The organism is Nostoc sp. DSM 114167 (assembly GCF_052692655.1).
In genome coordinates, this window is sequence record NZ_CP195116.1 from 4,606,394 (window position 1) to 4,630,428 (window position 24,035).

The following is a 24,035-nucleotide window of genomic DNA, read 5'->3' on the forward strand; positions in this document are numbered from 1 at the left end:
TTCTCTAGGTGTAGATCCAAATAATCTACCTGGTAATTAAGTAGGGCTATTTGATTGTTGTGAAATAGCCTTACTTAATTAAGGCGATCGCATTGTCAAAATTATCAATTATTTTTCACTATAAGTAAACGATCTAAATCATCTGTATTATTGTTAATTAACTCCTTAATTTTAGAGATAAACTCATGCTCTAAAAAAGGCTTAGTTAAGTAAGCTTTTGCGCCTAATTCTTTAGCAAGCTGGCGATGTTTTTCAGCGCTGCGAGAAGTAAGAATCACAACAGGAATTTTTGCTAAATTTGTGTATTGGCGGAAATTGCTCAACAACTCAAAACCATTCATTCTTGGCATCTCTAAATCGGAGACGACAACTTGAATTTCAGGATGTAACTGCAATTTTTCTAGAGCTTCTACACCATTTTGAGCTTGTATTACTTGATAGCCAGATTTTTGGAGAGTTAGAGAGAGAGTTTGCCGGAGACTAATTGCATCATCTACTACTAAAACAACTTTTGGTGATTTATAATCTGGCTCTTGAGAATAACTGGGTTGGGTTTCTATAGTTGTTGTGGAAGTCGATGCTGCAAGTAATGGTGTAGATGAAAAAGTATGCCCTGATATTGGCAAGGCTTTTATATTTGACGCAGAAGCTACTGGTAGCGCCCTGATATCAAGTGTTGTTTGTTGGATTTCGCTAGATTTTATCAACAACAAAGCATCAATTACTAAGATGAGATTACCATTAGCTAAACTACTACAACCATAAATGTATTTTGGCGGTGCGATCGCATTTCCTAAAGGTCTGATTACCAGTTCTTGTTCGCCGATTATCTGGTCAACTTCTAAAGCAACCTTTCCCTGATTTCGCTGTAGCAAAAGCACCGGATTATTTGCTATGCTTGGGTTTTGAGTATTTGAAGTATTGTATGAAGTCTCGTTATTAATGAATGATCCATTATAATTAATCAACTTTGAAAGTTGACGAAGGCTGACCATAGTTTCATCATTGTCTATATTCAAATATAAGACTTTTTTACCTTCAATTTCTTTAATCTGCTGTTCATAAGGAATCAATATTTTTTCGATATTGTCCAACATCAGACCATAAACAACACCTTTGGCTTGAACTAGCATTAACTTCTCTGTAGTCATAGAAAAAGGAATTTTGAGGATGAATATTGTTCCTTGGTTGGGTAAAGATTGAACTGAAATCGAGCCGTTGAGAGCGTGCATTTGAGTACGCACAATATCTAAACCCATACCGCGCCCAGAAATTTCACTTACTTTATTTGCAGTAGTAAATCCAGGCGAAAATATCAAATCTAAAAGTTCAGGTTCAGCCAGACTAGAAGCATAGCTTCTAGTTTTTTCTTCAGTTTGTATGGGATAAAGTTCGGCAGCTTTTCTGCGAATTCTGTCTAAATTCAATCCCTGACCATCATCTCGAACTTCGATAACAGTCTGGCTACCCTGATGATAAGCGCAGATTTCGATTAAACCTTCTTCTGGTTTACCAAGCTCTCGGCGAACTTGCGGAGCTTCAATACCGTGGTCAAAAGCATTACGCACTAAGTGTAACAAAGGATCGTAGAGCTTTTCGGCGATCGCTTTATCTACCAGTACTTCACTACCAGTAAGTTTCAATTCAACAAGTTTGGCATGAACATTCCCCAACTTGTTTACCATCTGGGGGAAACGGTTCAGAATATTACCCAAAGGCGACATTCTTGCTTCGACTAAGCTATCTATAATATTAAGAGTTAAATTCTCTTTTTGATCGCTAATTTGAGTAGCTTGTGTCAGAAGCAAGTCAAGAGACTCTGTGGTTTCTTGTAGTTGCAGTGTCTCTTCTATTGCTTCATGCAATGTCATGTGAAATTCTGTATATACATCCATTTCTAGAGAGTCAAAATCCACTGCAAAACTTTGCGTTTGTTCTGATGTAATGTTTTGTATTTGTAAAGGTAAATCGCGTAACTCATTTAAAGTTGTTTGGTGTCTAGTGAGTTGCTGTACTAGCTGCTCAATTATTTCTTTGACTTGTTCATCTTGTAAACTACGCCGTTTTTGGTAAATCAGCAATTCTCCTGCTAGATAATTGAGATGTTGTAGTCTCTCTGTATCTACCCGAATAAATGAAGGTTGGCGAAAGTTTTTAGTTTGAACATACTGTGATTTATCTTCTATTTCTTTGTTGATTTGTGTAGCTATCTCAGGCATGACTTCAATAGCTGTTTCCGGAATATCTACAACTACCTGTTCGCTGACAGTTAATGAATCAAGCTTTTCTGAATAATTATCTGTCTGGGTTGTTACGACTTCAACAGCAATTTGCCTAGTTTCTTCCCCCCATATTGCTTCTAGCAAATTATCAGTTGATTGAGAAGATACAATCTCTTTGATCGCTAACAGGTTTTGTAACTTTGGACTATCAAGCCAGTTTTTCTCTTCCCTAGTAACAGGAGGATAATTTTTATATTCTTTTGCTAATTTGTGAATTTGGTTTTGTAATAATTTAATTCCTGAAAGGTAACTATCAGATGCTTTCAGAGAATATTGAAACTTGGCAACGGCAAATAGAATAATTAAGATTATGCCACGTCGATAAATACAAAGGCTTTGACTATCTTCTTCATTCTGAACAAAATCAAGAAAGTTTTTCAGCCAGTTTTCAATATAATTAAGCAGATTTTCTCTTTCTAAGCTGGGAACTAGTAAAGTCAAACTGAGTTCAGCTTCTGGTATTTGCATCTGGTGATTAAACCAGCCATAAATGTAGCGAATTACTTTTAAATAAAACTTGGCAGTTTTTGGTTTTACCGATTCGCTCTTATTGTTATCAGATGTAGTGAGAAACTGATAAAATTGTTCTTCATCAATGATAAATCTGTCAGTAAATGAATTATTTGGGAATTCTTCAGATAACTCATTATTTTCCACTACTGCGAGTTTTTGCAAACCTGATGAAGGTTCTCCACCAGATGTGCGATCGCCTGCTAATACTAATTTTTTTGCTTGTTGTAAATCTACTAAGGCAATTTCTGCAATTTGCTGTACCTGACTGGGATTTGCTTGCAGCGCTGAGAGAATAGTTTGGGAAATCTCTCCTAATCCAGGTAAATTTAAAGATTCTGCCAAGCCCAGAAATACTTCAGCTTGAGAGTGTAAAAAATCGATAAATTCGTCATTATTTGGGTGATTGTTAATAACGTCAGCAATACTGTTTAGACGTTGTTCTACTCCTACTTCAAAAACAGATTGTACAATATCAAAACCCAATTCTTCAGAAGTAGGAATATGAGATTCAGATCCAAATGCATCACCCAGCTTTTCTTGCAACTGCGCGAACACTGAAGTCGCTCGGTGAAGCAGTTCTTCGTCATTAACAGTACTACCTATTAATTCAGTATTTAATGCTATACTCAAACACTCATAAGCTTGTAATAAAAGTGTTTGTAACTCTGCATCAACTACCACTTTTGGATTGTATAAAGCCTTAAATACATCTTCTAAAAAATGGGCGATCGTCTTAATTAATTCCAGCCCAACGTTAGCTGCACCACCTTTAAGTGTATGAGTGGCTCGCATTAGATTGTGAATTTTAGCAATGCTATAATCTTCCGACAAGCTAAATAGTTCTTGTTCAATAATTTTGACTAATTCTGGGGCTTCAGCTAGAAAGTAGATGTAACCTTGTTGCCGAATTTCGTTATCTGTAATCATATTTTAGATTTTTGATTTTAAATTTTGGATTTTAGATTTGTTGCGTAAAGTTTTAATTGATGCAACTGTCATTGCCAGAATTTCGGTATTTTCTAACATCAAGCTTTTCACTTTTTCCAGTGGTAATAAACCAACCTCAACAACAAGTTCCATCCAATAAAGACTTTCATCGGCTTCTTCCTCTACCAAACTGAGTTTAGCAATGACATCGGCGGTTGACTTACCACGACAAGCTGACCGATAGTTAGCTCCCACAGATGTTGCTGAACGGATTAGCTGCTTGCCAATTACATCTGCCGTTCTGCTCTGTGGGAGAGCTTCTACTAAGCGGATTGCTCGCTAGCTGCTTTGTTCTCCGCTTAAAATCCTCCTCATTCATAATCTAAAATCCAAAATCTAAAATCTAAAATTCATTTGACTTTAAACTTACTAGCAGTTGTTAATAACTCTTGCGCCATTCCTGATAGCTCTTGGAACACAGTCGCAATCTCTTGAGATTCCGCAAAAGTTTTATCGGCAATTTCTGCGACATCTTGCATTGATTTGGTGACTGTTACAGATTGCGCCATTTGTTTTTGAGTCGCTGCGGTAATTCGCTCGATTAGCTGACTAATTTCGGCAGTCGCAGAAACGATCGCATTTAAGTTTTGGCGAGTGTCACTAACAAGATTTGTGCCTTCTACTACCTGCTGAATACCAGTTTCCATTGCTACTGCAACTTCTCCAGTTTCTGCTTGAATCTCCTGAACTAATTTTTCAATTTCGATGGTTGCTGCTGCTGATTGGCGAGATAAAGAACGGACTTCATCAGCCACAACTGCAAAACCTTTGCCATATTCACCAGCACGAGTAGCTTCAATGGCTGCATTCAAAGCGAGTACGTTTGTCTGTGTGGCAAAATTACCAATCAAATTCACCACTTTGGAGATTTTTTGCGAAGATTCGCTGAGGCGTTTAATCTTTTTGCTGGTTTGAGCAACGGTTTCACGAATCCCTTGGATTGCTTTTACAGTCAGGTTCATGGCAGTATCGCCAGACTCTACAGTTTGATTGGCTTTTTGCACTGCTAGTTGTACTAACTCAGCATTCGCTACTACAGCTTGAGTAGAGTCCACCATCTGTTGAATGTCATCTAAGGCTGCGGTAATGTCCTCAGACTGTTGTTGTGCCAGATTGGTTAGTCCCGCTAGTGAAGACTCGCTATTGCTAGAAGTTTGGGCAACTTGTTGAGCAGCCCCTTGTACTTGAACAACAATTTGCCGCAGTGCTTGCAAAGTATTATTGTAAGCATCTGCGATCGTGCCTAGTTCGTCTTCTGTAATCGGTGCGCGTACTGTTAAGTCGCCGTTGAGAGCAGGTCTCAGGGCTTTTAAGAGTTGAATGGATCGTTGTTGGAGTAACTCCTTGGCTGCCTTTTCTCGTGTTGCTGCTTCTGCTAATTTTGCTGACTGCGCTTGTACTTGTTGCAAATATTCGGTATGTTGTAATGCCAATCCTAACTGGCTGCCAATACGTGCTAACAAAGTAACTTCTGATTCTTCCCAATCACGAGTTCCCGAATTCTGATAAGCTGCCAGCAATCCCCACAATTGTTCGCCAGCAAATACAGGAACAATTACATAAGCTTTAACTTCAAATTGCTCTAAAATTTCAATGTGGCAAGGAGAATGACCTACCTGATAGATGTCATTTACAACAAAGTTTTCTCCTTGGGCATATCGACCTCCCTGGGTTTCTTGTAAGTGGGTATCTTCCCAGACAGTTTTGATATCGGGGCCTACCAGTTTTACCCACAAATGACCTGCTGACTCTGCAACAAATTCACCACTCCAGTTAGGATTGAAGCGATACACGGCAACGCGATCGCATCGCAGTAATTGCCTAACTTCTTGAGTAGTTGTTTTGAAGATTTCTTCTACATCCAAAGATTGGCGGATGCGGTTACTGATCTTGGTGACAGCTTTCTCTTGTTCTGCTATTTGAGCTAGTTTCTCAGATTTAACTCGCACTAATTCCAAATAGTCTATCTGTGATTTAGCTAAACTAAATTGCAAGCTAGTCTGAACCAAAAAGTTAACTTCCCAGCTTTGCCATTCACGGGAGCTAGAGTTTTGATAAGCTGCCAGCAATCCCCACAATTTATCCCCGAAGAATATCGGAACAATTATGTAAGCTTTGGCTTCAAACTGCTCTAAAATCTCAATATGGCAAGGAGCTAACCCTACTTCGTAGATATTATTAACGATAAAGTTTTCACCTCTGACATACCGACCTCCCTTGGTTTCTTGTAAGTAGGTATCATCCAAAACGGTTTTAATATCAGGGCCTACCAGTTTTGTCCAACCAGTACTCACAGACTCAGCCACAAATTCACCACCCCAGTCAGGGTTAAAACGATAGACAGCAACGCGATCGCATTGTAGTGATTGACGCACTTCTTGAGTGGTTGTTTTGAAAACACTTTCTACATCTAAAGATTGTCTAATGCGGTTGACTATCTTAGTGAAAACTTTCTCTTGTTCAACTATTTGAGCTAGTTGGTTAGATTTTGTCTGCACTTGTTCGAGATATTCCCCTTGTGAGATAGCTACACCAAATTGCAAGCCAATTTGAGTTACAAAGGTTTCTTCCCAAGGTTGCCAATCACGAGGCCCAGAATTTTGATAAGCTGCTAACAAACCCCATAATTTTTCTCCAGCAAATATAGGTGCAATGATGTAAGCCTTCATTTCATACTGCTCTAAAATGTCAATGTGACATTGAGCATGACCCATTTGATAAATGTCATTGACTACAAAGCTTTCACCCTTGGCATAACGTCCTCCTTGAGTATCTTGTAAGTGACTATCTTCCCAAACCATGTAAAAATCAGGGCCGACCATTTTTATCCAGCCGTTACCCACTGACTCAGCAACAAACTCACCACTCCAGTCAGGTTTGAAGCGATAGACACCGACGCGATCGCATTTTAGTAATTGGCGTACTTCTTGAGTGGTGGTTTGAAAAAGCTTATCGACATTTGATACCCGCAGAATTTTGTCGATGACTTTAGCTACCGATTTTTTTGCTACTAGCCGCTGTTGCTGTTCTTTTTGGAATTCAAAGCTTTGCAACTTGTAAATTAGTTCTGTTGTCAGTTGAGATAGTAGGCTAATTTCTACTTCTTGCCACTGCCGCGTTGAGTAGCAATTATTGACTGCTAGTAAGCCCCACACTTTACCTTCTACTACAATCGGTAAACTCAAACTAGCTTTAATTTGAAATTTATCTAGCAGTTGCTTTTGATAAGGGGTAAGTTGAATCTGATTGATATCGTCAATAACTACAGCTTCTACATAGTCTTGATTGGTATATAGACCAAAAATAATTCCGGGAATATTTTCGCCTAAAGTTGGAGTCCAACCTAATGTTCTCGATTCGGCTAAAACATTACCTGATTCTCGCGAAGTAAACTGATAAATTAAGGCGCGATCGCAGCTAATTTTTTCTCTAATTTGTGCTACAGTAATTTTCAGTAATGTATCAATGTTTGGGGCTTGGCGCATGTGAGTTGCGATATCTTTTATTTGTCGGCGCCAAGTTTTAAATTCTTGACCGATCGCACTTAACAAAGACATTTCACTACTAGCAATATTTGCTATATTAGCGTTACCATTCTGATTTTCTAATTCAGAAATTAAATGCTCGTTATCATGGCTGTTGTTATACAAAAATGTCATTTGATTATACCTCAAAATTGTGATGGGTGATAAATGGATATATGGGAAGCGATATTTATCTGGTATTTACCGACTAATAATTATGACTTTTCAAAACTCACATTTTACTAAATATTCAATTATGAATCCCCCATGCTGGAGCTTGAATAATACTTGTCGCATCCAAATTAAAAATTATATTCTCTGAATCATTAATAAAGTATCCCTGTAAAAAAGGTGATAATTTAGGATAAAATAATTCAGCAGTTGCAGGTTTCATTTCTTTAGTATCTAGCCATTCAATATCTATTAGTTGTCGCACTAAAAGTCCTAAATACTTACCCTTATTTTCCAAAACAATTGCCATCATTCTTGAAAGTAAATTTGAGCCTTGCGAAATAGGAGGATAACCTAACATTGCCTCTAAATCAACTAACCAAAGCATCTCACCACGCCAGTTATAAATACCTAAAATGCTGCTTGGCATCTGAGGAACGCCACATACTTCTGGTAATGATACTTGCAAAACTTCTGTGATGTGTTGTAGAGAAATGACGGCTGTATCACTTACTCCCAAATTAAAACTTAAAAACTTTTGCTGGGTTTCCAAAGCTATCGATCCTTTCTAGTTGATGATTTATCTCTAGCCACTATTTGCAGTTATTGTTGATTTTTGGAAAAATTATATTTAAAAAATAGTGACTTTTAGGATTTGTTTAATTGTGAGATTTTTCCTAATTAAGTAATCGCTTTAAAATTACCACTAGTTCGTCTCGATCGATCGGTTTTGATAGATAACCATCAGCGCCTAACATATTACCCCAAATTTTATCTACATCACTATTCTTTGTAGAGCAAAAAACCACAGGTATCTTGCTAGTGTCGGGATTGTTTTTCAGTTCTCGGCAAATTTCAAAGCCACTTTTACCTGGTAAAATTACATCAAGAAATATTAAGTCTGGCTTATTTTTATCTATTTTGTCTTGAGCCTCTTCACTACTAGTGGCGCTAATCACAGAATAACCTGCCTGTTGCAAGTAACGGCTGATTATTTCCATATCTGTTAAGCCATCTTCAACAACTAAAACAGTATTCATGGCAATTACTCATTAACTTTTTCTCAAAATGTAAACAAAATATACAAATCCTCAATGATTTCTCAAAAAGACATGGAAGGGACTAGAGACTAGCCCTAACCCCTTTGCCCTAACCAATATTTCACAAATCAAATAGGACTGCTATAAATACAAAAAATTGTATTTGTCTAATTTTGATTCAATCTTTATTTATCAACCTCAGAAAAAGTACGTAATAAACATCATTTTAGATAATATTTTTAATAAAAATAGTTTAATAACCTAATTTAAATTTTCAAGTTTGGATTGAATTTTCAAACTTGAAACATGACTAATAATTAAATAATTTAAAGGTAATAATATATCTAAAAGCCTAAATCAATGACAAATAAATGATTCTCTTAATAGAGGAAATCTAAATTGTGGAACCTCAATAATTTAATTCTTACTGAGGTACAAAAATCTTTAAATTTTGAGAAATAATTGAGAATCAAAAATTGCCTCTAACTCTCCCTACTTACAAACCTCTAAATTAGATTTACTCTTATCAGTGGATACGCTCTGTGTAGGTAAATATTTACGTATTATACTCATTAGCTTATCAGTCACTACAGGTTTAGTGAGAAAATCTGTAGAACCAACTACTTTGGCACGAACTCTATCTAAAAGACCATCACTGCCTGTTAATATAATTATTGGTGTGTTGGAAAATGTAGATGTTCTTCGTAACTGAGTACAAATTTCGTAACCACTAGCAACTGGCATAATCAAATCCAAAAAAATTAGGTCTGGTTTATTCTGAATTAGGGTTGGTAGAGCTTGTACAGCATCTTGAATTTTGACAAACCTCAATCCATTAGAAGTGACAATATCCTCTACCATTTTGCATACTTGAGGGCTATCATCGACGCAAGCTACTAGTGGAGCAATCCGTTTTTTTGGTTGGGTAGTGGTAGAGTTATTATTAACTTCAGTAATTCCTAAAGGCAAGTCGGGTACTTCTATCAATTCGATGATTCCTTTAAGGATATAAGGAAGCAATGAACGGGTCAGTGGCAATACACTTTGCTTCATTTTCATGGCTAAATCTCGTAGAGTGAATTTGCCATTGATTAAATTCACAAAGTTTTTGTAGACAGATGGACTTACCATTTGCTCAAGTTGTTCTGGTCGCCGTAGAATTGGTGCTAAGTCAGGAGAAAAATTTGCTAAACCTGCTTCTGACCAAATTTTCCATGAGTCTTGCATGTGCTTTACAGACATTTCTGAACTTGTGAAGCTCATTGGAGTTTCTAAAATAACTTCTTGGTTGCGATTGCAACTTAGAGAAGCAAAGTTTCCTTGCAAAGCTAGGTCAAATAATAGCTCTGCTATCGTATTTTCCGCAATAGATTGAATCTGTTCCCTCTGAATTTTCTGTTTTTTATAAAATACTTCTATCAGTTTATAGTCCCAGTAATCAATTGATAGGTCTTGTCCACGTAACTGCAACTTATCAACATCAATCTGGGGACAATTCTGGGCTATATGTCTGCGCCAACGTCGGAAGGGATGAGTTCCGCCTGTTGCCCAAACTATCCGTCCCAATCGATAGTAAAAAGTCCATTGACTGCCCTTGGAACTTTTAATATTTAACTTGCCATTGTATTGCAACTGAGTACAAGTTTTAAATTCATTTACTAGGTTATTTGAAATAAGTTCTTGATGGGGCATAGTTTGTTCCTTTTATTAAAAAGTTAGCTATTAAAAACCGATACTAGTAGAACACAGCGTAAATCTACCTACCATCTCAATTAATCAGACAAGTTTCTTAAGTCACTTGTTCAAGGTAGGCAACACTTCTGCTACAGCGTTCTAGCTATATAGCGATTGGCAGATATGTGAATCAGTGCAAATGGATTTGGGATATAGCAGTCTAAATCAAGATTATTAAAAGCAAGGCAGATGTTAAGATAGCAAAACTATTGCTAGCAAAGAATTTATCTAGCATAAAGTTGTATTGGCATTTACTTTTCTGTTAATATTTATGACTAAAGGAGGTTGCCATAGTCGATATCATAGTGTAATAACAGATCATTTTAATAATTTTCATATAGAATCATATCCGTATAAGTTCTGAATTTTTGTTTAAAGAAGTAGAAAGCTGTGCTTTATTTATTGAAATTGACAATAGAGGTTAAAATATTTATTTAAGTTTACTATTCTTAATTATTCTAATTAATGTCAACTTTTCTAGGAATTTAAAAAAAAAGGCGTGCTACTAAAACAAGTAGCAGCCAGATTAGAAAGTATTTATTTAGAAAATTTCTTCAAGATTGCTTATGGTTTTGATAACTGACAACAGCTGCCCTGAGATTACTTTGGTGTTCTGAAAGTAGCCGATCGCCTTCGTCTTTTTCCAAACCAGTCCAGTGCATCAATAGCGCCAGCTTAACCCATTTACCACTACGTTCTAGTAAAAAACCAGCAGTTTCGCGACTTAAACCTGTGAGGTCTTGCAAAATACGCAAAGCGCGATCGCGTAATTTTTGATTTGTTACTGCTACATCCACCATACGATTGCCATAAACTTTGCCGAGCTTAACCATCACGCCGCTAGAAAGAATATTTAAAGCTAATTTAGTGGCTGTACCAGCTTTCAGGCGAGTTGAGCCGGCGATTATTTCTGGGCCTGTTAATAAGCGAATGTCAATATCGGCATCAAAGCTAACTTGTTCAGCAGGAACACAGGCGATAAAAATAGTTGTAGCTCCTCGCCCACGAGCAGCATGAAGCGCACCGTGCACATAAGGCGTTGTCCCACCAGCAGTAATGCCAACTACGACATCTAATTGGGTAATATGTCGCACTGCGATCGCAGCCTCGCCATCTTCAATGCTGTCTTCCAAATCTTCAGAACTACGTACTAGTGCGCCAGCACCACCAGCAATAATCCCCTGTACCAACTCTGGGGGTGTACAAAAAGTAGGTGGACACTCAGCAGCATCTAACACCCCTAATCTGCCACTTGTACCCGCACCAATATAAAATAGGCGTCCTCCGTGGCGCAAACGCTCTGCGGTGCGCTCAATTGCTTCTGCTAACTGAATTTTCGCCGCTGCAACTGCTGCGACGGCCTTTTGGTCTTCGTCATTAAACAACTCCACCAATTCCAGAGAACTGAGCTGGTCTAAGTTCAGACTATTAGGATTTACCAGCTCAGTTAAAAGATGCCCGCGTTCTTGCAAATTTGTCATTTGTCATTTGTCCTTTGTCATTTGTCTTTTGTTCTAGCCTACGCCGCCCTTTCTTTGGGCATCTATCTATGTCCGTTGTCATTAGTCAGTTAGCGACCAATGGCTAATACTTCGGCTACGCTCAGTACAAGTGACCAATGACTAATGACTAATGACTAATGACTAATGACTACTTACAACAATCCTTCCAATTTGCGACGCATCTTCTCTAATTCAGAATCAGACAATTCTGGTTCTTCTAGCGGCTGTTGATTGAGAGGGAAAGTGTCTTCAACAGTATCCTCCTTCTGGGCATCTTCTTGCCAGTCGGTTTTTTCGACGTTAAGTTCTGGGGGAGTTACAACTAAATTGCTGTTTTCTGGGATGATTTCCCATTCATACCCAGCACTTTCGCAAAATTCCTTGATTTCTTCAGCATCCATCGGCTCTGGTGTGGGTGCGGGGAAATCCTGAGCTTCTAACATCAGGGCAAACCGTGTCGCATCGTCTTCTGACTCGAACATCAGAATTTTATTGCGTAGCTTGCCGCTTTTGGCATCGCCTTCCCGAATCGTGTGAATCCCCTCATTTTCCGTTCGAGCATTAAAAATTAACACAAAAACACGCATTGGTGTAATCATCTGTCCTTTTTAAGGTTTATTCATATTAAAGTTCGAGATTGTGCCTCAAGGAAAGTCACAGGAATAATTTTCACTCTATTCAGATTTTCCTGAAAACGCCAATATTATTCAGCATAAGTATTGGATCGAGAAAATACCGTAACTCAACCAATGGGGTCTTGAGTTTAGTTGGCGTATCCTGGAAATGGCATACTGAACCAATGTGCCAGTTAATGCTTGTGTGTGCCAACGACATCCGGCAATTAATACAGTGAAAGCAAATGACTAAATCTACCAATCAAGATATTCATTCCCCCTCCCCTATCCGCAAACGTTTGTGGTTGCAGGTGTTGAGCCGGGGTAGCATTGCCTTGAGTGGACTTTTGCTGTTAGGAGTTCTCGTTGGGATTTGGCGGTTGTGGACTTTTGTCCAAACAGAGTTAACGCCGTTAGCACAACAAAGTCTAACTACTACACTCAACCGTCCGGTAAAACTGGGAAGAGTCACACAATTTTCGTTGACAGGTGTACAGTTTGGGGCTTCAGCTATCCCAGCCACACCCACAGATGCAGACCGGGCCACAGTCGAATCTGTAGAGGTGGGTTTCGATCTGTTACAACTAATTTTTAATCGCCATCTAAAGCTAGATGTAACCTTAGTCAACCCAGATATTTACATTGACCAGGATGACCAAGGGCGTTGGGTTTCCACTACCATCGCGTCGTCAGGTGAAAGCACTGCAATTAAAACCGATTTGGACTACCTGCGGTTTCGGAATGCCAAGCTGGCCTTGATGCCGGATGAGAGAGTAGAGGGAGATGAGGGGGCACAGGAGCAGGGGGGCAGCACTTCTCTACGAGAGGCTGCGCCAACGGCTACGCTCAGTGACCGAGGGGCAGGGGAGCAGAAGGGCAAGGGAGAAGACCCAAATTCTAATTCAGTACTGGATAAACGCCCTGCTACCGCTAACAACACTCAGCAATTACCGGTGCTATTTTCTCAACTTAATGGATCTGCTCAACTTTTAGCAAATAACCAGTTGATACGGTTTGAAGTTGGGGGTCAAGCAGATAGTGGTGGCAATATTTCCATTCAGGGAGAGACACGTTCTAAGGTGCTAGCAGGGACTTTCCAGGTGCAAGCACAAGATTTTCTGGCTGAGAATATTACTCGGTTGATTAAGTTACCAGTGAACTTACAAGCGGGTCGAGCCAATGGCGATTTGTTAGTTCGGTTGACACCAGGACAGCAAACTTTATTGTTTGGCAACGCTACTGTGCAAGGGGTAACGCTGCAAATACCCAAAGTCCCGCAACTGTTGAGCAATAGTCAAGGAAACCTGCACTTCCAAGGAACGGAGTTGCAGTTAAATAATGTGACTAGCAACTACGGCAAAATTCCTTTAGTGGCTACGGGAATCATCGACACTCAAGCAGGCTTGAAGTTGGCAGCGCGTGTAAATGCGGTGAGTTTGGCGAATGCCCAGGAGACTCTCAAGGTAAAATTACCTGTAGCGATCGCAGGACAAGTACAAGCTTCTTTGCAGATTACCGGATCGACAAAAGAGCCAATACTCTCCGGCTCAGTTGCCACAATCCAAACTGCCAGAATTGACAAAGTTGATTTTAATCGCATCAGTAGTAAGTTTGAGCTTGCTACTAGTTCCTCTTTACTTACCTTAAAAGATATTCAAGGTAAAGCTAAAGTTGGTGGTGAAATCACGGGCGCTGGTACAATTCAACTTGGTAAAAGTCCGCAACTGGATTTAAATTTCGCTGCCAAGAATGTTCCAGGAGATGCGATCGCCAAAGTCTACGAAACAACACCGACCTTTCAAATCGGCAATGTCTCTGGTACAGCTCAACTAACTGGCGCTTCTACCAATGTCCAAACCGTGGTACAGTTTCAAGCTCCCAATGGAACTTACCCCGGAACAGGCGAAGTTGCGATCGCTCCAAATCGTACCGTCTCTTTCCGTAATGTGGCTCTGAATGTCAGTGGTGGTACAGTCCGGGCAACTGGTAGTTATTTTAATGAGCGTTGGCAAGCTGTGGCTGTTGCCTCTGGGGTAAAATTGGAACCCTTTGTAGACACGAGTCAACTGCAAAATGTCTCTTTGGCTGGGGCACAATTCAATGGTCGTCTCATCCTCTCAGGCAGCACAGCACCATTTGCAATTGCCACGATTCGCAGTGATGGTGCAGGAGTTCAAATTGGTGGCGGCACAGTTGCAGTTTCTAAAATCCAACTGCAAGACCAAAGCTTCTCGGCTCAACTGGTAGCTAATGGCGTGCGGTTGGGACAAATATTAAAACAGTCTCCCCCAGCTTTAGATAATCCTTTGGCGGGAACGTTCCAAATCGCAGGTAGCAGAGATGATTTCAGCCTGAAAACCTTCCGTGGCAGTGGTGAGGGTCGCCTTGCTATTGGTGGCGGTACGGTTACAGCCTCTAATATCCAAGTGGGGAATGGTGTCTATCAGGCGCAAGTTCAGGCAACTAATGTACCTGTGCAGCAATTGGCAAAAGTACCCAAGCAGTTCCAAGGAGCATTAAATGGTCAGTTCAACGTAGCGGGTTCTGTTGAATCCTTCCAACCGCAAACGATTCAAGCCAACGGTCAGGCGCGGATAAATGTTGCAGGTGGAACGATTACAGCCTCTAATATCCAAGTGGGTAATGGTGTATACCAGGCGCAAGTTCAGGCAACTAATGTACCTGTGCGGCAGTTGGCAGCAGTACCACCGCAGTTTGCAGGGAAGTTAACCGGTCAAGTAAATGTGGCAGGTTCTGTAGAGTCCTTCCAACCGCAAACTATCCAAGCCAACGGTCAGGCGCGGATAAATGTTGTGGGTGGAACGATTACAGCCTCTAATATCCAAGTAGGTAATGGTGTATACCAGGCGGAAGTTCAGGCAACTAATGTACCGTTACAACAGTTAGCAGCAGTACCGCCACAGTTTCGAGGGACGTTAACTGGTCAAGCAAACGTGGCGGGTTCTGTTGATTCTTTCCAACCACAAACTATCCAAGCTAACGGTCAGGGACGGCTAGATGTTGCAGGTGGAACTATTACAGCCTCTAATATCCAAGTGGCTAATGGTCGCTATCAAGCTGTAGTTGATGCTGCTGGTGTGGAATTAAATCGGTTAAATCAGCAATTGCGGGGTCAGTTTGGCGGTCAGTTGCAATTAGCTGGCAATATCGGATCGGCCAAATTAGCTGATGTGCGTGCTGCTGGACAGGTGCAATTATCTCAAGGTATCCCTGGTTTAGAGCGACCTCTGACGGCTGCGATCGCTTGGAGTGGTGAAAGGCTGACCATTGAGCGAGCGACTGCTCCCGGTTTAAGTGTTACTGGTAATATATTAGCCAATGCAAAACAAGCAGGTATACCGGAAATTACTGCCCTAAATCTCAACGTCCAGGCGCAGAATTACAACTTAAAACAGTTACCGATTAATCTTCCTAATCAGGTTGCGGTGGCGGGAAGTGTAGATTTTAATGGTCAAATTACTGGTAAACTGCCCTTGCCAAATGTGGTAGGGCAAATCAATTTACGAGACTTGGTTGTTCAAGATATTGCTTTTGAGCCGTTGTTAACCGGAAATATTGATTCAGCACAGGGACGCGGTTTGAGTTTGAACTTGGCAGGTAATAGCGATCGCCTGAACTTCAATTTAGATGCCAATAATCGCCCGAAATCTTTCTTAGTCAAATGGCAGCAAGCATCAGCCACAGGTAATGTTCAAGGAAATGATTGGGCGCTGAAAGTTGCCAATTTCCCTTTACAAATATTAAATTTGACTCCACCACCAATTACTCGCTTGGGTGCTGGTAAGATAGCTGGGTTGTTAACTGGGGATGTGCTGTTTAATCAGCAGACATTGGCAACAACGGGAAATTTAGCGATCGCTAATCCGCAAATTGGCCGAATTCAAGGCGATCGAATAGCTGCTCAATTCCGCTACGGTGACGGTAAAGCTACACTTACTAGTAGCGAATTTGTCAAAGGAAAAAGTAGCTACGCCCTTGTTGGTACTGTGGCTCAAAGCCCTAAAGGGCCTCAACTACAAGGTAAACTGAACGTCAAGCAGGGTGAGATCCAAGATGTTCTAGCTGTAGCCAAGGTATTTGATTTACAAAATTTGCCAGGTGGTTCGGCAGAAATTTACGGCACCGCAGCGGATCTGACTACCAACCCCCAAGGAACGCCAAATGAACCCTTATTAACCCAAATCCAACGGTTTTCTGAAATTGAAGCTTTGCTGGCAGAACAGGAAGAACAGCGACTTAATTCCACTCCAATACCAGATTTGGCAGACTTAAAGGGGACTTTCAATGGGGAAGTGGCTGTAAATACAGCTACAGCCAATGGATTATCAGTGGATTTTAATTTGAATGGACAAGACTTTGCCTGGGGCAAAAAAGAAGAACGAAATCGTTTTTATACTGCCGAAAAAGTGATTGCCGAAGGTAACTTTGAGAACGGTGTTTTAAGTTTGCGACCATTACGAATCGAATCTCAAAACAGGCTGATTGCATTTACGGGTAACGTTGGCGGTGATGAACAATCTGGTCAGTTGCGGGTGAATAATTTTCCAGTACAACTATTGAATAATGTTGTCAAACTACCAGTTGGCATCACAGGTAATCTTAACGGTACAGCAGCTTTAGCAGGCAGCATTGCTAATCCCCAAGCTAGAGGGGAATTGCAAATCACAGAAGGAATACTAAATCAGAGCAAAATAGAGTCAGCAAGAGCAAGTTTCAGCTATGCCAATGGACGTTTAAACTTTGGTAGCACTGTAGCAGTTGCTGGGCCAAAACCTGTTGATATTACTGGCAGCATCCCTTATAAATTACCTTTTGCTTCCGTCGCACCAGACAGCGATAAAATCAGTTTGGATATGAAGTTAGAAAATGAGGGATTGGGGCTGTTAAACGCATTGACTAATCAAGTGTTATTTGAAAAAGGTGAAGGTGAAGTAGACCTCAAAGTGCGGGGAACACTGCAAAAACCTCAACTAGACGGAATTGCTACTGTCAATAATGCCACTTTTTCAGCCCAGGCTTTGCCAGGTAAGCTCAGACGCGTCACAGGTAGAGTGCTGTTTAATTTTGACAGCATCTTAGTAGAAAATCTTCAAGGTAGATTTAGCCGTGGAAAGGTAGAAGCAGCTGGAGAAATTCCCATCTTCAACAATGAGAACGTAACTATCAAAAATCCCCTGACTGTTAATCTCGAACAGCTAGCGTTGAATCTCAAGGGACTTTACCAAGGAGGCGCTAGTGGCAATTTGCAGATTACTGGTTCTGCCCTTAATCCCATAATTGGCGGTAGAGTAAATTTATTTGATGGTAAAGTATTGCTGGCAGAATCTACCGACGCCACGACATCTGCAAATGGTAGTATTGGCGTATCACCCACAAAAGACAATAAGCAGAGCAAATCTAACATTGGGAATGGGGCGGGAAATACTAACGCCAGATTTAATAATTTAGATTTGGAACTAGGTAAAAACGTCCAAATTACCCGTGACCCTATTCTCAACTTCCGCGCCAGCGGTAATCTCATCGTTAACGGCTTAATCAATCAGCCTATACCTGATGGCACCATCCAGTTAGAAAAAGGAGGGGTAAATTTATTTACTACCCAATTTAACCTTGCTCGTGGCTATAAACACACTGCAACTTTTAGTCCTTCTCAACCCCGCGACCCCAACTTAGATATTCGGCTATTTGCTAAAGTACTGGATGTAACTCAAAGCAATGACTTCAGCCGAGTAAATTCTACAGGTTTATCAGCGTTAGAGAGTGTTCGAGTCGAAGCTACTATCAACGGTTTAGCTAGCAAACTAAATGAAAATCTAGAATTAACAAGTAGTCCGTCACGTAGTCAAACTGAAATTGTTGCTCTTTTAGGAGGTGGATTTGTAGACACCCAAGGACGTGCAGACAGTACTTTAGGTCTGATTAACATCGCAGGTTCGGCTGTGTTTAACAATTTTCAGTCAGCTTTTAACCAGATTGGGAGTACTTTTGGCTTAAGCGAACTGCGGATATTTCCTACCGTGATATCTGAGAATCCTGAAGCTGGAAGAAGCAATTCAACTTTAGAATTAGCAGCGGAGGCTGGGGTTGACATTTCTTCCAAAATATCTGTTTCCAGTATCAAAATTTTGACAACAAACGACCCCTTCCAATGGGGTATTAATTACCGAATAAACAATGAATTTCGCGTGCGTGCCTCCACTAACTTAACCGATGACAGTCGTGCTGTAGTGGAATATCAAAAGCGGTTTTAAATAAATCTCTTCAATTACGAATTACTTTCTGTTCCCTCTTCTCCTTGCTTCTCAATAGCTTTTCGTACCTGTTTAACATCCAATTCTAATGCTTCCGCAATTTGCTCTATACTTAAACCCAACCTAAGCAGACGGGGTATAGTCTCCAGCTTTGTTTCTTCACGAACCTCCTCTTTTACTTCTTGCTTTGTTTCTTCCTTGACTTCTTGGTAAAATTTAGTTTGTCTCCAATCGGTTAATCCAAACATTGCTTCTAACTCCTGCTGACTTTTGTTTACAAATTTGTAAATAAGCATTCTCTCTACTAATTCTAAGAGATTGCTCCGATTAGCTTCATCCGTTTGTTGTACTTGTTTTATCAAGTTTTTCGCTTGCTGTACGGCTCGATCTTCTGCTGCAACTACTAACTTAATTACGCTTAACCCAATCGAAGATGATGGTACATTATCTAATTCGTCTAAATAAATTATACGAATTTGCTGTGGAGCTAATGATGTTTGGTAAATGAATGGTATACCTGGGTCGAGACTACGTTGAGCAAAAAGTAATACTGCTTGCCAGCGACGTTGAGGTTTATATTGATTGATATATAGGAAAGCTTCTGTAATTATTCGCCAGTATATCTCATCATCTCGCTGAAATTGTACCTCAACAAAATAGATTGTGTCTTCTGGGAATTCAGGTTTGGGTAAGAATAAGCCATCAATGCGACGTGCTAGTTCTTTGATTTCTACTGAGGTAAATTCGTAGTGTAATGCTAAGGCTTGCGATTGTTCCAAAAGTTCAAATAACACACCTGGAAGAGTTTGGAATAAGGTGTAAAAAATCGTGTCTGTTTTCATGCACTCTCGATATTTGAATATTTTTAGATTATCGGGGCTGAGAAAATATGATTTTTCTAAATTTATTAAATTGTGATATCATCACCTTGCTGATTAATAGCTAATCGCAAAACTGACAATCCTAAAATTATCAAAAATAGCACTAGACCAATCGTGCAAGCATAGCTAATTTCCAAGTTATTGAAAGCTTGCTCATATAAATAATAAACAATCGTTTTCGAGCTACTGAGTGGGCCTCCTTGAGTCATAATGTAGACTTCTTCAAATACTTTGGTCGCAGAAATAGCCGAAATTACTGCCACTAAGGCTAAATATGGCTTCATTAAAGGTATGGTAATATCCCAATGTTTGCTAATACCATCAGAGCCATCAATGGCAGCAGCTTCGTACACATCAGCGGGAATTGATTGCAACCCCGCTAAATAAATCACCATGTAGTAGCCTAATCCTTTCCATACGGTGACAGCCATGACGCTGGCAAGAGAAATTGGTACAATGCCAAAAATTTTTGCTGGGCTAGTTAGCCAAGGAATACCTTCTGGAAAAAGACCTAAAGCTTTAAATAACTGATTCAGTAATCCGTTTTCTGCATACAGCCATTTCCAAGCTATTCCCGCAACCACCATTGAAATTACTACTGGAGTGTAGTACGCTGCTCTAAACCAATTCATTCCCCGCAGTTTCTGATTTACCAAAATTGCCAGTACTAAGGGAGCGATTACTAAAATTGGTACTACACCTACAAGATATAAAAAAGTGTTTTCCAAAGTTTTCCAAAAAACTGCATCCTTCCAAAGCTTGAGGAAGTTGGCGAAACCTATCCATAGTGGCGGCTGGGCAATGTCTTCATAGTTAGTAAAGCTGAGGTAAAACGCTTGTAGTGCAGGCCAAAAGACAGTTAAGCCTAAAAGAACTAAGGCGGGTAGTAAAAATAAATAAGGGGTAAGCCGCTGTTTGATGAAAATCCAATTTTTAGGTATCAATTGATTCATAAGAATAATAGTTGTTTTTGCTTTTTCAGAACAAGAATTTGGAGATGTGAGTAGATTTAAGCTTCAATATTTTAAGGGCATTATTTGCTTGTGTAAGCATTGGCGTAGCCTCTCGTAGAGAAGTTCGTCGTAGACATCGCTAATTAATAACTCGGAGATTAACTGCAATGGAAACTCAGCACAATCCGCCAATTGAACATCAAAATGTCCCCATAAACCACCGTGGACTGCATGAATTTTTGTATAGTTCCGATGATGAACACGCTGCTATTGAGGTGAGTATAACTCCTGAACTGGCAAACAATGGTACTGAAATCATTGAGTTTAAGGCTTGGAGTGTAGCTGCTCAGAACGCTAAAATTGCCGGAGTTTATGCAGTATTAGATGCAGAACGTCGCACGCAGTATATTGGCTATTCTCGGAATGTGTTGCTTTCCCTAAATAGCCATCTTCGCCAAAATGGCGAGCAAAAGTGTGCTTTTGTACGCGTGCAAGCATTCAAATTTCCCAAACGTCAAGAAATGGAAGATTTGCGAGATGCGTGGATAGCAGAACTCGAAAGTACGCCACCTGGTAATGCAACTGATTGCGGAATGTGGGCTAGTACGGTAGGTGAAGCGACTAAGGCGGTAATGTCAGAAGCCCAACTTCAAGCCTACGAGGAGAAAAAGCTAAAACTGCGGAAAGCAATGGCTGATACAACCCTTTCAAAAGAGTCAGAAACAATAGATGCGAGTGAAGCCGAACGTCAACGTCAACTTGAAGCTGCTGTGAAAAACGATGACTGGAGTGTGATTATTGACGCACAGACACAGGAAACTAAGTATTGATTTTTGTCTGCTATCTGACTTTTTGAGTAAGTGGCATGAAAGTTTTGTGAAAGATGAGAGTTAAGATTTTAAAACGCAGAGGGGCGCTGAGGGAAGCGCAAAGGTTCGCAGAGAAGTTAATTCTTTGCGTTCCTTTGCGTAACCTTTGCGTTCTTCTGAGTAAAAAAAAGGATATATATGACGAGAAAATTAGATGCTCTGATTAATTCTCTAGAAGGTATAGAAACTATTACCGATTCTAGCCAAGTCGCAAAATTATCCCAGGATTATCACACTTTTAGCCCTGTGTTAGTGTCGAAATTAGAGGGGAAAGTTGGAGATATTGTAGTGCGTCCCGCGAATGAAGCAGAGGTTTTAAAAGTTGCAGCTGCGTGTGCAAAACATCGTATACCTGTAACTGTGCGAGGTGCGGGAACTGGGAACTATGGGCAATGTGTACCGTTGCACGGTGGCGTAATTTTAGATATGACGCGGTTACAAGAGATTCTTTGGGTAAAACCGGGGGTGGCGCGGGTAGAAGCTGGGGTGAAGTTGGCAGCTTTAGATAAAAAAACACGAGAAATCGGCTGGGAAATTCGTATGGCCCCCTCTACGTACCGCACAGCCACAATTGGCGGATTTATTGCTGGGGGAAGTGGCGGTATTGGCTCGATCCAATATGGGTTATTAGCCGATCGCGGTAATATCTTAGCACTGCGAGTAATAACTGTAGAAGATGAACCTCGGGCGATCGCATTACGCGGCGATGATGTCCAAAAGGTAAATCATACTTGGGGAATTAATGGCATCATCACTGAAGTCGAAATTCCTTTAGGGCCAGCTTATCCTTGGGCAGAAGTGATTGTCACCTTTGATGACTTTATGACAGCAGCAAAGTTTGGTCAGGCAATTGGCAATGCTGATGGCATGATTAAGAAGTTGATTTCTGTCTTTGCATCCCCAATTCCCCAATATTTTCACGCACTACAAGAGTATATTCCTCAAGGAAGTCACTCAGTATTTTTGATAATTTCTGAACCGAGTTTGGAATTCTTACCAGCTTTGGTACAGCAATACGGCGGACAAATTACATATCAAAAACCAGCCGAGGAAGCAGCTAAAGGTACACATTTAGCAGAGTTTTCCTGGAACCACACTACTTTACTTGCCCGGAGTGTAGATACTGGTATTACATACTTACAAAGTCTGTTTCCTAAGGATTGCAGTTTGCAACTAGTAGAGCAGATGTATAATTACTTCGGCGATGAGGTAATGATGCATTTAGAATTTTTTCGGGTGAATGGTGTCGTAGTTCCTAGTGCATTACAACTTGTGCGTTACACCACAGAAGAACGCCTCAATGAAATTATCCGCTATCACGAAGAACAGGGTGTGAGTATTGCCAATCCTCATACATATATTATTGAAGACGGCGGCAGAAGATTTATCGATCCCGAACAGTTAAAATTTAAAGAAATAGTCGATCCTTATGGCTTGATGAACCCCGGTAAAAGCAAGGTTATTCAATTCCAAACTCAAAATTAGCAAACTACAGAAACACATATCAGAAATTTCTCTGTATATTTGTGTAACCTCCCTTTAAAAAGCTAGCTGTTGGGCGTTTATAATTTGTGGTTTGATTTTAACAGCCGTGGGGATAACCCAAAATCCAACATCCCAAAATCGCCCATGATTGAAATTGACGGTTCCTACGGAGAGGGAGGCGGACAAGTTCTTCGCACTTCCTTAAGTCTAGCCGCCATTACCGGCGAACCCATACGAATTACAGGCATTCGCGCTGGACGCAAAAAGCCAGGATTAGCAGCACAACACTTAACAGCAGTTCGGGCGGCGGCGAGAATTTGTAATGCCCAACTACGAGGTGATGCTTTGGGTTCAATGCTGCTAGAATTCATCCCAGGTAGTGCTGTGCAAGCGGGAATTTATACCTTTGATGTTAGTAAAGCACAACAAGGTGGTTCTGCGGGTGCGATCGCTTTAGTTCTTCAAACAATTCTCTTACCTTTGGCGCTAGCATCTGGCAATTCCCTGGTGACACTAAAGGGTGGAACTCATGTGAACTTTAGCCCGACAGCGACGTATATTGAGCAAGTTTATCTGCCCATACTGCAACGCATGGGTGTAGAAGCCCAAGTCAAGTTAGGCGCTTGGGGATGGTATCCCCAAGGTGGGGGCGAGGTAGAGTTACAGGTGGATGGCGGTGGTAAACTTGGTGGAATCGACTTGCTGGAACGGGGCGATTTACAACAGGTGCGAGGACTAGCAGTGGTGACGGAATTGCCTTCCCATATTCCGCAACGGATGGCGAATCGTGCGGAGAATTTATTACGGGAAGCCCATTTAAAGGTTACTGTACAGACTTTACGAGAAAGAGGTGTGGCACCTGGGGCGGGTATTTTCCTCACTGCTGAGTATCAGAATAGCTTAACTGGATTTGGTGGATTTGGGCGTTTGCGGTTGTCGGCGGAAACAGTTGCAGAGATTGCTTGTCAGCAACTACTTGAGTTTCATTACACCGGCGCACCAGTGGATGAACATTTAGCAGATCAGTTATTATTGCCAGCTGCTTTAGCTTCACAAGAAAGTCAGTATCGAGTGGCTGAAGTAAGTAGGCATTTAACAACAAATGCAGCAGTTATTGAACAGTTTGGGCTGGCGCAGATTAGAATAAATGAAGCTGAGAAAATAGTGTCAGTAAAGAGTTTGACTAGTTGAAATAGATTATAATTTAT

At 40.6% G+C, this 24,035-nt stretch carries 14 protein-coding genes; 4 read left to right on the top strand and 10 right to left on the bottom strand.

The window, feature by feature from the left end; translation table 11 throughout:
* Positions 1-104: 104 nt before the first annotated feature.
* The 8 genes from NSTC731_RS19615 to NSTC731_RS19650 form a co-directional block, all read right to left on the bottom strand.
* Positions 105-3,722: a response regulator gene (locus tag NSTC731_RS19615; RefSeq protein WP_445626398.1), complete on the bottom strand. Its 3,618-nt coding sequence runs from the start codon at positions 3,720-3,722 to the stop codon at positions 105-107.
* Between the two features lie 3 nt (positions 3,723-3,725).
* Complete coding sequence (locus tag NSTC731_RS19620; protein WP_445632131.1) at positions 3,726-4,055, bottom strand: four helix bundle protein; 330 nt, start codon at positions 4,053-4,055, stop codon at positions 3,726-3,728.
* 77 nt (positions 4,056-4,132) lie between these two features.
* Complete coding sequence (locus NSTC731_RS19625) at positions 4,133-7,441, bottom strand: GAF domain-containing protein (protein ID WP_445626399.1); 3,309 nt, start codon at positions 7,439-7,441, stop codon at positions 4,133-4,135.
* Between the two features lie 115 nt (positions 7,442-7,556).
* On the bottom strand, positions 7,557-8,030 hold the full coding sequence (locus NSTC731_RS19630) for a chemotaxis protein CheW (RefSeq protein ID WP_445626400.1): 474 nt from the start codon (positions 8,028-8,030) through the stop codon (positions 7,557-7,559).
* A gap of 124 nt (positions 8,031-8,154) precedes the next feature.
* Complete coding sequence (locus NSTC731_RS19635; RefSeq protein ID WP_322664528.1) at positions 8,155-8,517, bottom strand: response regulator transcription factor; 363 nt, start codon at positions 8,515-8,517, stop codon at positions 8,155-8,157.
* A gap of 492 nt (positions 8,518-9,009) precedes the next feature.
* Positions 9,010-10,209 (bottom strand): response regulator, encoded by a 1,200-nt coding sequence (locus tag NSTC731_RS19640; RefSeq protein WP_445626401.1) that lies wholly within the window; start codon positions 10,207-10,209, stop codon positions 9,010-9,012.
* Between the two features lie 596 nt (positions 10,210-10,805).
* Positions 10,806-11,732: an N-acetylmuramic acid 6-phosphate etherase gene (gene murQ / locus NSTC731_RS19645; protein WP_445626402.1), complete on the bottom strand. Its 927-nt coding sequence runs from the start codon at positions 11,730-11,732 to the stop codon at positions 10,806-10,808.
* Between the two features lie 173 nt (positions 11,733-11,905).
* Complete coding sequence (locus tag NSTC731_RS19650) at positions 11,906-12,352, bottom strand: DUF3110 domain-containing protein (protein WP_289795635.1); 447 nt, start codon at positions 12,350-12,352, stop codon at positions 11,906-11,908.
* Between the two features lie 260 nt (positions 12,353-12,612).
* On the opposite strand from NSTC731_RS19650, the gene NSTC731_RS19655 reads away from it, so the two are divergent.
* Positions 12,613-18,639 carry a translocation/assembly module TamB domain-containing protein gene (locus NSTC731_RS19655; RefSeq protein ID WP_445626403.1) on the top strand — a complete coding sequence of 2,009 codons (6,027 nt, stop codon included), beginning with the start codon at positions 12,613-12,615 and terminating at the stop codon, positions 18,637-18,639.
* A 14-nt stretch (positions 18,640-18,653) separates the two neighbouring features.
* Here NSTC731_RS19655 and NSTC731_RS19660 read toward each other — a convergent pair whose 3' ends face one another.
* Positions 18,654-19,481 (bottom strand): Rpn family recombination-promoting nuclease/putative transposase, encoded by an 828-nt coding sequence (locus NSTC731_RS19660; protein WP_445626404.1) that lies wholly within the window; start codon positions 19,479-19,481, stop codon positions 18,654-18,656.
* A 65-nt stretch (positions 19,482-19,546) separates the two neighbouring features.
* Positions 19,547-20,473: a carbohydrate ABC transporter permease gene (locus NSTC731_RS19665; RefSeq protein ID WP_445626405.1), complete on the bottom strand. Its 927-nt coding sequence runs from the start codon at positions 20,471-20,473 to the stop codon at positions 19,547-19,549.
* A 167-nt stretch (positions 20,474-20,640) separates the two neighbouring features.
* Here NSTC731_RS19665 and NSTC731_RS19670 point away from each other — a divergent pair, with 167 nt between their 5' ends.
* From NSTC731_RS19670 to rtcA, 3 genes are all read left to right on the top strand, one after another.
* A complete protein-coding gene (locus NSTC731_RS19670; RefSeq protein WP_445626406.1) occupies positions 20,641-21,303 on the top strand; it encodes a GIY-YIG nuclease family protein in 663 nt (220 codons plus the stop codon).
* A 177-nt stretch (positions 21,304-21,480) separates the two neighbouring features.
* Entirely contained in the window at positions 21,481-22,827 is a 1,347-nt protein-coding gene (locus NSTC731_RS19675; protein WP_445626407.1) for an FAD-binding oxidoreductase, read from the top strand.
* A gap of 144 nt (positions 22,828-22,971) precedes the next feature.
* A complete protein-coding gene (gene rtcA, locus NSTC731_RS19680; protein WP_445626408.1) occupies positions 22,972-24,018 on the top strand; it encodes an RNA 3'-terminal phosphate cyclase in 1,047 nt (348 codons plus the stop codon).
* Positions 24,019-24,035 lie beyond the last annotated feature (17 nt).

Excerpts from the sequence above, each read along its gene's own strand:
- NSTC731_RS19670 (WP_445626406.1), top strand. The coding sequence starts at position 20,641 with ATGGAAACTCAGCACAATCCGCCAATTGAACATCAAAATGTCCCCATA.
- NSTC731_RS19635 (WP_322664528.1), bottom strand. The coding sequence starts at position 8,517 with ATGAATACTGTTTTAGTTGTTGAAGATGGCTTAACAGATATGGAAATA.
- NSTC731_RS19650 (WP_289795635.1), bottom strand. The coding sequence starts at position 12,352 with ATGATTACACCAATGCGTGTTTTTGTGTTAATTTTTAATGCTCGAACG.
- NSTC731_RS19625 (WP_445626399.1), bottom strand. The coding sequence starts at position 7,441 with ATGACATTTTTGTATAACAACAGCCATGATAACGAGCATTTAATTTCT.
- NSTC731_RS19660 (WP_445626404.1), bottom strand. The coding sequence starts at position 19,481 with ATGAAAACAGACACGATTTTTTACACCTTATTCCAAACTCTTCCAGGT.
- NSTC731_RS19655 (WP_445626403.1), top strand. The coding sequence starts at position 12,613 with ATGACTAAATCTACCAATCAAGATATTCATTCCCCCTCCCCTATCCGC.
- NSTC731_RS19675 (WP_445626407.1), top strand. The coding sequence starts at position 21,481 with ATGACGAGAAAATTAGATGCTCTGATTAATTCTCTAGAAGGTATAGAA.
- NSTC731_RS19640 (WP_445626401.1), bottom strand. The coding sequence starts at position 10,209 with ATGCCCCATCAAGAACTTATTTCAAATAACCTAGTAAATGAATTTAAA.
- murQ (WP_445626402.1), bottom strand. The coding sequence starts at position 11,732 with ATGACAAATTTGCAAGAACGCGGGCATCTTTTAACTGAGCTGGTAAAT.
- NSTC731_RS19665 (WP_445626405.1), bottom strand. The coding sequence starts at position 20,473 with ATGAATCAATTGATACCTAAAAATTGGATTTTCATCAAACAGCGGCTT.
- rtcA (WP_445626408.1), top strand. The coding sequence starts at position 22,972 with ATGATTGAAATTGACGGTTCCTACGGAGAGGGAGGCGGACAAGTTCTT.
- NSTC731_RS19615 (WP_445626398.1), bottom strand. The coding sequence starts at position 3,722 with ATGATTACAGATAACGAAATTCGGCAACAAGGTTACATCTACTTTCTA.